Genomic DNA, 13,723 nt, shown 5'->3' with positions numbered 1-13,723 from the left:
CATGATGATTTCCCGTCGTACCGCCCTGCTGGGTCTGACGTCTGCCTGGACGCTCGGGCGTTCTTCCCTTGCTTTTGCGGGCTCTTCCGGTGGGCCGGATGATCCGCGTCTGGTGGTGATCCTGCTTCGGGGCGCGCTCGACGGATTGTCGGCTGTGACGCCATATGGAGACCCGGATCTGGCGTCGTATCGTCGTGCGCTGGTTCTGCCCGAGCCGGGGCAGGAGGGCGGACTGCTCGATCTGGGTGGGTTTTACGGGCTGCATCCGTCTCTCGTGACGCTGCATGGGCTGTATGGTCAGGGGCAGATGCTGCCGATCCATGCCGTTGCGGGGCATTATCGCAGCCGGTCGCATTTCGAGGCGCAGGATTATCTGGAGAGCGGAGCGGATGAGCGTCTGGGGAGCGGATGGCTGAACCGGGCTGTTTCCGTACTTCAGGGCAAGGCGAACCGGCCAGATGGGTATGGGCTGGCGATGGGGCTGACGGTTCCGCTTCTGCTGCGCGGTTCGGCGCGCGTTGGGAGCTATGCGCCTGCGGGGAGCCAGCACCCGGATGCGGATCTGTATGGCCAGATTCTGGCGCTGAATGCGTCCGACCCTGTGACGGGACCGGCGTTGCGGAATGCTCTGAAAGCGCGGGGATTTTCGGATGCGGCCATGACGGAAGGGGGCATGGCGGGTGCGCCGGGCGTGGATGCTGCGGGCAAGCCGCGAAAAATCGACGCGTTTACGCAGCTTTCCACGGCAGCGGGAGAGATGCTGGCGACGGCGCATGGTCCGCGTGTAGCGGCGCTGGAAATCGGGGGGTGGGACACGCATGCCGGGCAGCTCGGGCGGCTGGGCGGACCGCTGGCGCAGCTTGACCGCGGGATCGGGGCGCTGCGTCAGGGGCTGGGCGAGAGGTGGAACCGCACCGTGGTTCTGGCTTTGACGGAATTCGGGCGGACCGTGCGGATCAATGGTACGGGCGGGACGGATCACGGGACGGGGACGGTCGCGTTTCTGGCGGGTGGTGCGGTTGCGGGCGGGAAGGTCGGGGGAACCTGGCCCGGTCTGCGATCCGGGCAGTTGTTCGAGAACCGCGACCTTGCGCCGACGACCGATCTGCGGTCGGTCGTGGCGGGGGTGCTGTGCGATCATCTGCATCTGCCGCAGCATGCGGTTGGGACAGTCTTTCCGGGCACGGCTGTGGAGCCTGCGCGGGGGCTGGTTGTTCCGGTGTGAGACCGGGTTCTTGCATCCGTTCAGAACTCCGAGACGACTGAGAAAAACGTGCCGCGCCGCTGGCCGTACTGGGCCTGATAGATGCCGACGCCGCTGCCGTTGCGGAGCTGGTAGCGTTTGTCGAACAGGTTCATGACGTCCGCGCGGATTTTGATGTCATGCCCGACCGGGACCTTCGTGAAGGTGTGCTGGTAGCCGATGTTGAAGACGTCGTATTCCGGCTCTTTTTCCAGATTGGCGAAGCCGCTGCGCAGGCCGTAGCCATAGACGAAATCGACATAGGCCATGTCGTGTTTCGTGGTCCAGGATGCGCCTGCGGTGGCGGTGAATTCGCCCTGATGGTCGAGCTGGATTGCGTGGTTGCGGATATAGGCGAGTTCCGCCAGATCGAACTGGTACTGCGCCGAATTGATGTCGCGGGCCGAGGTTTTGACGTAAGAAAAATTGCCGAACAGCGACCAGGGGCCGTGGCGCCAGGAGCTGCCGAATTCCGCGCCATAGACGCGGCCGCGTTTGTAGCTGAAGGGGGCGAGGATGACCGCGCGGCCGAACTGTCCGAGATCGGTGAGGTCATGCGCCCATTTGGCGTAGGCGTCGAGCGTGATCTGGAATTCGGGTGTGATGCGCTGGAGGATACCGCCATCGACGTAATTCGATTTCTCGACTTTTGTGGCGCTGTTGATCGTGTTCGCGGCCGCGTTGGTGGTGCCTGCAAAGCGCGCGAGTGTGGACGGGTAGACATATTGCGGGGAAGGCGGGGCGAAATAGCGCGAATAGCCGAGATGCAGCGTCGTGGTGCGGCTGGGTTTCCAGACCATGTTCGCGCGTGGGCTGAGTTGTCCTTCATTGTCGAAGGACGAGGCGAAGCGGTCGTAACGGATGCCGTAATTGAAGGTCAGGTTATGGGTGATTTTGTACTCGTCCTGAATATAGGCACCCGCTTCGACGGACCAGTTGCCGGTATTGTCGATCATGCGTTTGGCGATGTCGGACGTCTGGTTCCCGGCCTCGTCCACGGGGAAGGCCAGCGTATCGGTATCCAGACGTTCGGACGTGTACTGCCCCAGCAGACCGGCCCGCAGGGTGTGATGGGGGGCGATATCGTAGGACAGGTCCGCCTGCATGCCGCCAGTCGTGAAGTCGTTGACTTCATGTTCGGAGACGCCCTGATAGATCAGGTCGCGGTCACGGTCCGGGGTGTAGTCGATCCGGCCGTAGCGGAAATAGGGTGAGACCTGAAGGTTCAGTTTTTCGGTCGTGCGCTGGTAAGACAGCACGGCGTAGTAGTTCTGTTCGGTCTGGCTGTCGTTCAGATTGGCCCAGTTCATGGACGGGTCATGCGGATTGACGCCTGCGACGTTGTACAGGGTCGTGTAGTCCGGGCTGGTCGTATCGAATGTCTTGAACGAGTTGGGAATTTCAAAATCCGCGTAGGAGGCGCTCGTCAGCAGCGTGATCCGGCTTGCGTCGTCGAGATGGTAGGACAGATACGCGAAGGCTTTCTCCTGTTCGGTCACGTCATGGATGGCGCGGAACGTGTTGCTCGGGTTTTCGATGCCGATATTGTTGCGGGTAAAGGACAGGGTGGTGAAATAGTCCAGTTTTCCATGCTGGCCGCCAAACTGCACGGACGGGACGAACGTGTTGTAGCTGCCGCCATATAGCGAGACCTGGTTGTGCTTGAGGCTGTCTCCGGTCTTGGTCGTGACGTCCACCACGCCGGCAGTGCGGAAGCCGAACTGGGCGGGGAGTGTGCCCGTCAGCAGGTCCACGGACTGGATGATGCGCGTGTCGAGTTCCTGTCCGAAACCGTTCAGCCCTTCCGGCAGCAGCACGCCGTTGACGCGATAGGTTAGGCCGCCATGTTCGCCGCGGACATGGACCTCGCCATAGCTGTCGAGAACCACGCCGGGGACGCGGAGGAGGATCTGGCTGAAAGCCGCGTTCTGGCCGCCAGGGGTGGTGGTGATCTGGCGCTGGTCGATGGTGTAGTCCACGGCGCCGAGACCGGGGAAAATGCGGGCGCGTTCGCTGTTGAGATGCCCGACGACGCTGATGTGTTCGGAAGGGGCGGCTTTTTTCGCGGGATCGGCTTTTTTGACAGTCCGGGGTTTATGTCTGGATGGGGTGTCGTTTGCGAAGCCTGTTCCGATGAGGGTCAGGCTGAGGGCCATCCATCCGCAGGTCCGGAAGCATTTTCGGTGCGATAGTAAGCTGATCATGTTATAGTATTTGCTATATTTGCTGGAATGCATGCGGGCGGCCTGCGGCGTGGGGTTCAGCCACCCGGAATCAGGGGGCAGCGTCAGACTTAAAGCATCAGCGTTATGATATGCAATATACTATATCAATCAGCATAGGGTCTGTCAGAGGACTAATCGAAGGATCGGGAGAGGCTGGAACTGAAAAGCCTCTGTCAGGGCGGCCTGAAAAGCGGTAAAAATCATTACGATGCTGGATATGCGATCATTCGTCCGCCATGCTCGCCTGTCTTTCTTTCTGCCTCTGTTGTCTCAAGCGAAGCGTCAAAACATGACAGTCTCTTCTCCGGTCCTACAGCCTCATCATCAGCCCTGCATCGCCGCCATAGACGGGGGGGGAACAAAGACGCTTCTGGCGGTTCTGGGCAGGGACGGATCGCTGGGGCCTGTGCTCCGGGGGAAAGGGTCCAATCCGTTTGACCAGACCGACTGGCAGGAAGTGTTGCAGTCTTTGCTGGGGCAGCTCCCCTCCACTACGGCGGCGCTGTCTCTGGGGCTTGCGGGGTATGAAGAGACGCGGGTTCTGGGGCGTGAACAGATGGAGGTTGTGGGGAGCGCCTTTGCAGGGCCCTTCAGCATCTGCAGCGATGTGGAGATGGCCTGTACCGGGGCTTTCGCGGGCGCGGCCGGGGTTCTGGTCCTGTCGGGTACGGGGTCGGTGGCCTGGGCTACGGATGGCCGGGGCGGTCAGGTCAAGATTGGTGGATGGGGTGGCCTGTTCGGGGACGAGGGCAGTGGGTTCTGGATCGGGCGTCAGGCGCTGGCGCTGCTGACGGCGCTTCTGGATGGACGCAATCAGGCGGATCATGCGTTTTTCGCGCCGTTTGCAACCGCAATGGGGCTTCCGACTGAAAAAGAGGCGTGTGGGACAGCGCTTCTGGAATGGTATGGGACGCTGCGTCATCCGAGGGCCAGTGTTGCGGCTCTGGCGCGGATTGTTTCGGATCTGGCCGAGGACGGGCTGGAACCGGCCCGACGCCTGATGCGTGAGGCAGCGGGTCACCTCTGTGCTCATATCGAGGCGGCCCAGCGCCATTTTCCCGAAACATCGCTGCCCTGGAGTTATGCCGGAGGAACGTTCCAGAGCCGGTTTCTGGGGGAAGGCGTCGCCGTTCGGCATGGTGCGCCTGTATCGCCGCGTCTTCCGCCTGTCGGAGGTGGGCTGCTCAGTGCCGCGCGTCTGGCCGGGTGGGACGTGGATGATGCGTGGATTGAGCGCGTGTCCGTTGCACTGCGTGATGCGGGGCTGACGTCGTGACGGCTCCTGTCCAGTCCGGCAGGGGGCTGACCGGGGATTATGGACTGGCGCCGCTGGGTGTGGCGGCGGCCATTTTCTTCATCATGGGTTTTGTAACCTGGATGAACGGTCCGCTGATTTCGTTCGTGCGCGTGGCGTTCGATCTGAGCGATACGAGCGCCTTTCTCGTGCCGATGGTGTTCTATTTTTCGTATTTCCTGTTTTCCCTGCCTGCGTCTTTTCTGGCGCGGAAGCTGGGTCTGCGCAGGGGGCTGGCTGTTTCGCTCGTGTTGTGTGCGGCGGGCGTGGCGCTGTTCGGGCAGTTCATTGCCATGCGTCTTTATGGGGGGGCCCTGACCGGGTTGCTGGTGATGGGGGCGGGGCTGTCCCTGATGCAGGTGGTCATCAACCCGCTGGTCAGTCTGCTGGGGCCGTCCGAGCGGGCGTCGCAGCGCATCGCCATCATGGGGGTGTGCAACAAATGCGCGGGAATTCTGGCCCCGATCGTTCTGGCGACCGTGGTGATGGGCGATATTGGGACGCTGTCCCAGCGGGCGCAGGAGACGACGGACCCTGTGGCGCGCAACGCGCTTCTGTCGGGATTCGTGCATGCGATTTACGCGCCTTACATGACGATGGCGGTTGTTCTGCTGCTGACGGCCATCGGCGTGGCGCTCTGCCCGCTTCCGGATTTGCAGGCGCCAGCCCTGCCGGGACCTCTGGAGGGGAGCCGGCGTATTTTCCGGCCGCATCTGGTGTTCGGGATTATCGTGATGTTTTTGTATGTCGGCGTGGAGGTCATGGCCGGGGACGCCATTGGGACCTATGGGCAGGGTTTTGGCCTGCCGCTGAGCCAGACACGCTTTTTCACGTCCCTGACGCTGGCCGGAATGCTGGGGGGATATATTCTCGGGTTTCTGGTCGTGCCGCGGCTCGTGACGCAGGAGCGGCTCATGGAACTGGCCTGTCTGCTGGGAGGTGGGCTGACGGTCGCGGCGTTTCTGACGCAGGGATATGTTTCGGTTCTGTGCGTGGCGCTGCTGGGGGCGGCCAATGCCATGCTGATGCCCTCGATTTTCCCGATCGCCATCCGGGGTGCGGGGGCGTGGACGCCGCTCGCATCCGCACTGCTGGTCATGGCGTATAGTGGCGGGGCGATCATTCCGCAGATTTATGTCCTTCTCAAGCCGTTCGTCGGCTTTCAGGGCATGTTCGCCCTGCTGGTTCTGCCGTCTTATCTGGCGCTGCTGCTATATGCCCGGCGGTATGGGCGGACCGGGCTTCTGCCACTGGATCAGGGGCGATAAGGCGTCGTGAAGACCGTTGGGGGAGGCGTGGCGTCAGTAGAGCAGGAAGGGGCGGCGTTGCCGGGTGAAGGCTGCTTCATCCGGTTTCCAGCCTGCCATGATCTCGGTGACTGACACGTTCCGGGAAAGCTGCTGGCGCAGGGTGTTGCTGCCGGCGAGGATGTCGAAGGTTGCGCCGGATTTTCTCCAGATCGGGCGGTCCGATATTTTCAGGACGCTTTGAAGCAGGGTTATGCCTGTCAGCAATGGATCGAAGGATTTTCGGTCCGTGATGGCGAGCTGAAGCCCGTGGCATAGCTGGCCTTTCGCGACGTCCGCTGTAGGTGTGAACCAGTCTTCGCGAAACATGCATCCCGGCAGGGCGGCGTCGTTGAGGCTGTCTACCCAGCGGGTCGCGTCCAGATCGGGCGCGCCGAGTGTGAGGAAGGGCGATGCCGTCCCGCGGCCGACCGAGAGGGTTGTGCCTTCGAACAGGCAGGTCCCCGGATAGGCGAGGGCTGTGGTTATGTCGGGCATGTTGGGGCTTGGGGGCACCCAGACGAGATCGGTTTCGTCCAGATACAGGTCCCGCCGCCAGCCGCTCATGGGAATGACGCTGAGTTGGGCGGGACGTCCTGCCTGTTGGGGCACGAACTGGCTGTTGAACAGGCGTGCGAGTTCGCCCACGGTCATGCCGTGTCGCAGAAGAAGCGGAACCCTGCCCACGAATGAAGAAAAGGCCGGGTCGAGGCTGGGGCCGCTGGGATGCAGGCCCGTGATGGGGTTGGGTCTGTCCATCACCATGAACGCGATGCCGCAGCGGGCGCAGGCGGCGAGGGCGTCGAACATGGACCAGATATAGGTGTAGAACCGGGCGCCGATATCCTGAATGTCGAAGACGAGAAGGTCGATATCCGCAGATTTCAGAAGCGCATCCAGCTTCGGGCCGGAGAGCGTGTACATGTCATAGACGGGGATGCCGGTGCGGGGGTCGATGCTTTTCGTTTCGGCATGACCCGCCTGTGCCGATCCGCGAAATCCGTGTTCCGGTCCGAAAATGGCTTTCAGGTTGACGCCCGGGGCGGCGTGCAGACGGTCTGCGATGTGGCGCAGATGAGGGTCCACGCTTGTGGGGTTGGCGATCAGGCCCAGTTTCCGGCCTTTAAGGGCCTGATAACCATCGGCTTCGAGGACGTCGTAGCCGGTTCGGACTTTGGCTGGAGAGAGACATCCGGTGCCCAGTCCCGAAGCGGTTGCCCATGATGTGGCTGCAGTTCCCGCGCACAGGCCCATGAAGGTGCGGCGGCCGAGGGACGTTTTCCGGGCAGGAGGCGCGGAAGGAGAGTGGGGCATGTGAGACGGGATCCCGGGAATTTGTTACGCGACTTGCACTATTCGGCTTTGGCGACGGCGGTGACGAGATCATCCATGATTCTGGTCGGATGCGGCAGGTCGTCCGGGATGTCGTTTGCGAAGATGGCGATCAGGAGCGTCTGGCCGCGCGTGGTTCGAAGATAGCCGGACAGGGAATGCGTGGCGGCGAGGGTGCCGGTTTTTGCGTGCAGATGATCGGCGACGGGGGTGCCGATGAAGCGGTGCGCCAGCGTTCCATCCTGTGCTGCGAGAGGAAGGTCGTCGCGCCAGTCTTTGCCCCAGGGCTGTTGGTCCGCGAGACGGAGAAGCTGGATGACACTCCGGGGTGTGACGCGGTTGTAGGGAGACATTCCCGAGCCGTCGTAAAGCGCGATGCCTGCGGCAGACAGGCCCAGAGCAGTCAGAACCGTGCTGCGTTCCGCGAGGCCGTCCTCGACTGAACCGTTTCCGTGCACGAGCGCCAGACGGCGCAGAATGAGTTCGGCATGGAGGTTCTGGCTGACTTTGAGCAGGTGACGGATGTCGTCTTTCAGATCCGGGGCGGGCAGGGTGGCGAGGATGCTTGCGTCTGGTGTGGGCGTATCAGAGGTGGTTTTCGTCAGACGGTGTCGGACCTGCACCGTCTGCACCCGGATGCCTGCGTCGCGCAGCAGGGATCTGAAGTGACGGGCGGTTGAGAGGGCCGGGTCGTCCAGACCGATTTTCAGTGTCTGGACGGGGGCGGTGAGCGGGAGTGTTCCTGTCAGAACGACGCGGTTGTCGCCGGGCCTCTTTTCAAGGCTCAGTCCGGGTTTGCCGTCCGGGACCGTCAGGGCCTGATTGAGCAGGGACAGTCCTTCTTCAGGTGCTGACCAGTGGGCGGTTGGGTGGTCGCCGGGATGGGTTCCGGGCTGGACGGTCAGTTCGGCGGTGTTGTCGTTCAGCGTCAAGGCCGAGACGGCGGTGCCCCACTGGGTTGGGAGGTTGTTCCAGCTCCATCCGTCGCCCCAGCGTTCGTCGGCGAAAAGCCGGTCATCGGCGATGATGGCGTGGATATGTCTGAGGCCCTTCGCGGAGACGGCATCTGCCAGTGTTTTCAGGCAGTCGGTTTTGCAGGCAGCGTCATCGGACAGGACGGCATCGCCCGAGCCGCGCAGGATGAGGTCCGGTGCTCCGTGTTGGCGGCGGGCGAGCAGGAGCGTTGTGGGGTGTGCGGCTGCCGCGTGGTCCAGTTCTGCAAGCTCGGCCATGGCGGCGGCTGTTGTGAACAGTTTGGTGTTCGAGGCCGGGATGAAGCGTCCGCTGGCGTTGCGGGAGAACAGGATTTTTCCGTCCCGGGTGGCAATGACGATGCCCCATCGGACGCCCTGATCCTGCGAGGGTTGCAGGATGGGAGAGAGTTGCTTCGCAAGGGCATGCTGGCCGAGCGGGGGCGGGGTGCTCTGGACGGCGCAGGCGCTCAGGAGGACGGGCAGTCCGGCGGCGGTGCGGGAGAGCAGCTTGTGGAAGAGCCGGGGCAAACGCTGCGGAAGATAACTGGACATCTGATGCATGAAGGCCCTGGCTGAGTGGGATTGGAAGCTGAAAAGACATGAGGCTGCCTGTGTCGGGGAGACAGGCAGCCTCGTAGGCAGGTCAGGTGCGGAAAGGCTGGCTCAGAACTCCATGCGGATACCGCCGCGATAGGCCCGGCCCAGCAGGTTGCTGTAGGTTTCGTCGGCTTCGAGCCCGCCTTCCGGCAGCAGGATCGGGGATGTATTTGCGAGGTTGGTGACGGTCAGGAAGAGCTGCATCTTGCCGATTTTCTCGACCGGCAGATTGTAGGTCGCGTTCATGTCGAAGTAGAAAATGCCCGTGACGCGGTTGTTGTTGATCGTGGGATAGTTGGCGTTATACGCCGGGCATGTTCCGGAGCACTGGATGTAGCTGTTGGAATAGTTGCCTGCGCTGATGCCATGGGCGATGGCCGTGAGGCTGTAGCGGGCCGTGCTGTAGGTGGCAGAGAAACGGTAGATCCAGCGCGGCGGGCCGGAAGAGATGTCGCCCGATGTGTCGACCGTATAGCCCACGCCGGAGTCCGAGACATATTTCAGGTAGTTCGTGGCCTGACCATGGATGGTGATCTTGCCGTCGGCGTCGCGCAGCAGGCGGCGGAGCGGGAAGGTGTAGGAGGCGTCGATGTCGATGCCGCTGGTTTCGAGCTTGGCGAAGTTGAAGGGTGAGGCGTTGATCAGGAGATCGCGCGTGCCCGTCGGGTCGGGGCGGATGGCCGAGCAGAACGTGGTGTAGCCCGAGTAACATTCATTGATGATGGACTGCGGATAGAACTGCTGGATCGCGTTCTTGATCTTGGTGTGGAACCAGTCGACCGAGATGGCCATACCGGGCACGTATCGCGGCGTGATGACAGCGCCGACGACGGTCGTATTGGCCGTCTCGGGGCGCAGTCTGGTGTTGCCGGTTGTGGTGGCAAGAACGGTGTTCGTCAGGCCCGTTGCCGGATTAAGCACGCTTGTCGTCTGGGACGTTCCGGCGTTGTAGAGTTCGTTGATGTTGGGCGCGCGGATGTCATGCGACTGCGTGGCGCGGAACAGCACGTCCCGGACCGGCTGCCAGGTGCCGCCGATTTTCCATGTCGTGACATAGCCGGAGGTCGAGTAGTCCGTGCCGCGGACGGCGCCGTTGAAGGACAGGCCCTTCGCCAGCGGAACCGCCGTTTCGAAATAGGCTTCCTTGACGTTGTAATGGCCGAATGTCGGGCGGTAATTGCCGACGGACCAGCCCGACTGGTATTCGGTCGGGACATATCCTGAAGAGCGTTCGTCACGATATTCGCCGCCGACGGCCACGTTCACGTCGCCTGCCCATGTTGCGAACGGGATTGTTGAGAGGTTCACGCCCGAGACGATTTCCTGGAACCGCTGGTCGCGCCACGGGGCGTCGAGGACGTATCCGATGGATGAGGAAGACATGACGCCCGTTCCCAGCCAGTCGATCGGGGAGCAGCCATTGCCCGGATTGGTCAGGGACGAGCGGCAGACGATCTGTCCGGCGGAGTTGCGCACGGCGTCGGTCGCATTGGCGATTTTTGCCGTGTTCATGACGTTATAGATCTGCTCGTGCGTATGGGTGACGCCATACTGGCCATAGGCGCTCCATGAGGCGCGTTTGCCGAACATCTCGAAATTGCCTTCGCCGCCGAAGGTGTAACGCTGGACGTTGCGCAGGTTGTCGGTCCGGCGATAGGGCATGTCGAGGGCGGTCGTGCCGACGGTGACGTTTGAGACGTTCTGAAGGGCTGCTGCGCCGAGCGCATCGACAAGATAGGGGTTGGTCCCTTTCAGGGACACCGAGCTGATATACTGGGGGCCTGAATTGTAGACGTATTCGCTCTCGTTATAGGCGCCTTCCGCATACAGGGTCATCCAGGGCGCGACGTCATAGCTCAGGCGTCCGAAGAGATTTTTGCGGTCGCTCTGGGGCTCCAGGCCGATGTTCTTGTTGTTGTTGGCGAGGTTCTGGTCGCCGCCGACCGAGACACTGGACGTTGAGAACGAGCCGTAGTTGTAATGATTGACGCTGCCGCCGGGGCCGAAATAGATCCCGCGCAGGGAGTTGGCCACGCCGCCCGTGGAGGCGTTGATGATGCCGCCGGGCATGACGTTGTTGGTGCCTGCATTGCTGACGCGGAGGTAATAGGGCTGGCCGTTTCCTGCGACATAGTCGGGATTGGCGACGATGCGGCTGCCGTTCACGTTCCAGCTGCGGGAGACGTGGAAAATGCCGTCCTGATGGGCGATGTCGCCGCTGAGCAGGACATGGCCTTTTCCGTGAGCGAAGCCGAAGCCACCGGCGATGGCGGCGTGTTCGTTCTCACCGTCGCCATAGTCCGAAATGCCGGAATCCGCGCTGACTTTCAGGCCCGTATAGGTTTTGTCGAGCACGAAGTTCGTGACACCTGCGACGGCATCGGAGCCGTACTGCGCGGACGCACCGCCCGTCACGACGTCCACGCGTTTGACGAGCTGCTGGGGGATTGTGTTGATGTCGACGATGCCGGTGATGGCGGAAGGCGTGATCCGGCGGCCATCCATCAGCACGAGGGAGCGGACGGGGCCGAGATTGCGCAGGTTGAGCGCGTTGATGCCGGCTGTGCCGTCACTGAGGGAGTAGGCGGAGTTCTGGGGCGTCTGGCTGCCTGCGAACTGCGGCATCTGGTTGATCAGATCGGCGAGGTTATTGCTCGGCGCCTGGTTCAGGATTTCCTGCTGGTTGAGGGAGCTTATGGGGGTCGGGGACTTGATGTGCGAGTTCGCGATGTGACTGCCCGTAACAGTAATGACTTCCCGGTTGGAGTCGGTCTGCTTCTGTGTCTTTTTGTGACTTGCAGCAGGCTTCGAAGACTGGGAAGATGCCGCCTTGGAATGGGCGGGATCTGTCACTGTTGCGGCTGCGCAGGCCTGCTGCGGCATCAGGAATGCTGCGCCCGATGACAGGGCCGCAAAGGACAGGAAATAAGACTTCAGGGGCAGTCTGGCCGTCATACCCTTGTTCCCTCGATAAGCGCCGGTGGGCGGTGATGTTTCGGTTTCGAATTAATATGCATGTCTGTCATGCATGCGTCGATTTCGAAACTGCGCGCGCCATATAACCCGAAGTTATGTGCGCGCCATCCCCTAACGTTTCATGAGGGCAACATTTCCCGGATGAGGGGCATGGGGTGGTTCCGAGGCCCCATCCGGCAGGAAGGTCAGTGAGGCTGGACGTCCAGCTTTGCGTCAAGGAAATGCAGCGTCCACAGATAGGCCTGCAACCAGTCCTGTGTTCGCAGGAAGGCGTGGCGTTCACCGGGGAAGACGTGATCTTCAAACGGAATGTTCCGTTCCACGAGCATGCGGACCAGAAGGACGGACTGTTCGAATTCGACGTTGAAGTCGTCATCGCCGTGGATCAGCAGGACGGGTGAGCGCCAGTGGGCGATGTCGGCGATCGGGGAGGAGCGCCACTCGCTGTCCTTTTCCCGTTGTTTTTCTTCGGGGGAAAGGCCGGAATGATCTGGCTCCGTCATGTCATGGACGCCGTGGAAATCTGCACCGGCTACGAACAGGTCGCTGTTGCGGGCCAGGGCGAGGGCGGTCAGATAGCCGCCCCAGCTTCCGCCCCAGATGCCGATCTTGCCGGGGACCACATCGGAGCGGCTGCGCAGGAACAGTCCGGCTGCGTGAACGTCTTTGTATTCGCTCGCACCTGCACGGCCGATTCCGGGGGCGGTCCGGAAGTCTACGCCGTAGCCGGTGCCGCTGCGGTAATTGACGGCCAGCACGACATATCCGCGCGATGCCAGAAACTGGTTCATGGCATAGGCATTGGAATAATAGCCCATCGGATTGAAGGCCGGGAGCATCTGGCGGCGGGGGCCGCCATGCACGAAGACCAGCGCGGGATGCGGGCCGGGTGTTCCGGCGGGCGGCAGGAACAGTTGTCCGTGAATGTCGCGGCCGTCCTCGCTGCGGAAATGGACGACCTGAGGGGGCGTGAATGTGAAGCCGTTCGGGGCGGCGGGGGTTACGGGGAGGTGCCGGACAGTGTTCTGGAGCACGACCGGGTGGGCGGGCTGGTCTGTGCCTGTGGCCATCATGGCGATGGCCGGTCCCGCCAGTGTGAGGTCCATAACCTGTTCGTTGGGTGCGCTGAGGGCTACGGGCTGGCTGTTATCAAGGGGCTGGGACCAGGCGCGCCAGTGATCCGGATCGCCGATATTGGCGGTGTAGAGCAGGCGTGTTTCATCCGCTGACAGACGATAGGATGCGATTTCGGCCTGATCCGACGTCAGGCAGCGTGGTGTTGCGCCAGAGCCAGAGCCAGAGCCAGAGCCAGAGGCGGTGACGCTGAGGGCGCAGAGGCGCAGCCAGCCGCTGCCTTCCCAGGGGAACAGGAGCTGCCCGCTGCGGGTCCATGTCAGGTCCATGCCTTCGGGCGCCCAGAAGCGGTTTCCCGTGCCTTCCGGTACGGTCCAGAGCGTGTGCTCCGCGCCGGAGGCGGTGTCATAGACCTGAAGGGACCAGAAATGTCCCTTGCCGCGTTCGGCCGTCATCAGGGGGTGATAGGCCCGGACGAAGGCAATGGCACGGCCGTCTGGCGAGAAGGTCGCGTTCTGGTCGTGGCCCAGTGCGGCGGGCAGGAACATGGGTGCGGCGCTGCTGTTTCTGACGTCCCAGAGCGCGATCAGGCTGTGGGAGCCACGGTCGATTTCGAGCGCGAGACGGCGGCTGTCCGGAGACCAGTGCAGGGCGGTGATCTCGCCCGGCGTGGTCATGACCACACGCGGCGTCTGGCCCGGCTGTCCAACCAGAAGGGCACC

8 protein-coding genes are annotated in these 13,723 nt (G+C 62.4%); 3 read left to right on the top strand and 5 right to left on the bottom strand.

The window, feature by feature from the left end; genetic code table 11:
* Position 1: 1 nt before the first annotated feature.
* A complete protein-coding gene (locus tag GAL01_RS06585) occupies positions 2 to 1,225 on the top strand; it encodes a DUF1501 domain-containing protein (RefSeq protein ID WP_062031619.1) in 1,224 nt (407 codons plus the stop codon).
* 20 nt (positions 1,226 to 1,245) lie between these two features.
* On the opposite strand, the gene GAL01_RS06580 is transcribed toward GAL01_RS06585, so the two are convergent.
* Complete coding sequence (locus tag GAL01_RS06580) at positions 1,246 to 3,399, bottom strand: TonB-dependent receptor (protein WP_231865395.1); 2,154 nt, start codon at positions 3,397 to 3,399, stop codon at positions 1,246 to 1,248.
* 358 nt (positions 3,400 to 3,757) lie between these two features.
* Here GAL01_RS06580 and GAL01_RS06575 point away from each other — a divergent pair, with 358 nt between their 5' ends.
* Positions 3,758 to 4,744, top strand: coding sequence for an N-acetylglucosamine kinase (locus GAL01_RS06575; protein ID WP_062031798.1), 987 nt, complete (start codon positions 3,758 to 3,760; stop codon positions 4,742 to 4,744).
* Positions 4,741 to 6,030 (top strand): glucose/galactose MFS transporter, encoded by a 1,290-nt coding sequence (gluP, locus tag GAL01_RS06570; RefSeq protein WP_062031612.1) that lies wholly within the window; start codon positions 4,741 to 4,743, stop codon positions 6,028 to 6,030. The genes GAL01_RS06575 and gluP overlap by 4 nt, the downstream gene beginning before the upstream one ends.
* 33 nt (positions 6,031 to 6,063) lie before the next feature.
* Here gluP and GAL01_RS06565 read toward each other — a convergent pair whose 3' ends face one another.
* From GAL01_RS06565 to GAL01_RS06550, 4 genes are all read right to left on the bottom strand, one after another.
* Positions 6,064 to 7,362 (bottom strand): exo-beta-N-acetylmuramidase NamZ family protein, encoded by a 1,299-nt coding sequence (locus tag GAL01_RS06565; RefSeq protein WP_099253165.1) that lies wholly within the window; start codon positions 7,360 to 7,362, stop codon positions 6,064 to 6,066.
* 38 nt (positions 7,363 to 7,400) lie between these two features.
* The gene (gene dacB / locus GAL01_RS06560) at positions 7,401 to 8,906 is read right to left on the bottom strand and encodes a D-alanyl-D-alanine carboxypeptidase/D-alanyl-D-alanine endopeptidase (protein WP_169926409.1); all 1,506 of its coding nucleotides are present in this window, start codon (positions 8,904 to 8,906) and stop codon (positions 7,401 to 7,403) included.
* A 111-nt stretch (positions 8,907 to 9,017) separates the two neighbouring features.
* The gene (locus GAL01_RS06555; RefSeq protein WP_082790767.1) at positions 9,018 to 11,906 is read right to left on the bottom strand and encodes a TonB-dependent receptor plug domain-containing protein; all 2,889 of its coding nucleotides are present in this window, start codon (positions 11,904 to 11,906) and stop codon (positions 9,018 to 9,020) included.
* 206 nt (positions 11,907 to 12,112) lie between these two features.
* Positions 12,113 to 13,723 (bottom strand): S9 family peptidase (locus GAL01_RS06550; protein ID WP_099253163.1); only part of this gene is annotated, 1,611 nt, incomplete at its 5' end.

The sequence above is a fragment of the Gluconobacter albidus genome (genome assembly GCF_002723915.1).
In the GTDB taxonomy this organism is placed as follows: domain Bacteria; phylum Pseudomonadota; class Alphaproteobacteria; order Acetobacterales; family Acetobacteraceae; genus Gluconobacter; species Gluconobacter albidus.
Note: the sequence above shows the minus strand (reverse complement) of the source record. Positions and strands in the feature narration are given on the sequence as shown.

Bases quoted from the DNA above. Each gene is read 5' to 3' on its own strand.
- GAL01_RS06580 (WP_231865395.1), bottom strand. From the start codon at position 3,399: ATGGCCCTCAGCCTGACCCTCATCGGAACAGGCTTCGCAAACGACACC.
- GAL01_RS06585 (WP_062031619.1), top strand. From the start codon at position 2: ATGATGATTTCCCGTCGTACCGCCCTGCTGGGTCTGACGTCTGCCTGG.
- dacB (WP_169926409.1), bottom strand. From the start codon at position 8,906: ATGTCCAGTTATCTTCCGCAGCGTTTGCCCCGGCTCTTCCACAAGCTG.
- GAL01_RS06575 (WP_062031798.1), top strand. From the start codon at position 3,758: ATGACAGTCTCTTCTCCGGTCCTACAGCCTCATCATCAGCCCTGCATC.
- GAL01_RS06555 (WP_082790767.1), bottom strand. From the start codon at position 11,906: ATGACGGCCAGACTGCCCCTGAAGTCTTATTTCCTGTCCTTTGCGGCC.
- GAL01_RS06565 (WP_099253165.1), bottom strand. From the start codon at position 7,362: ATGCCCCACTCTCCTTCCGCGCCTCCTGCCCGGAAAACGTCCCTCGGC.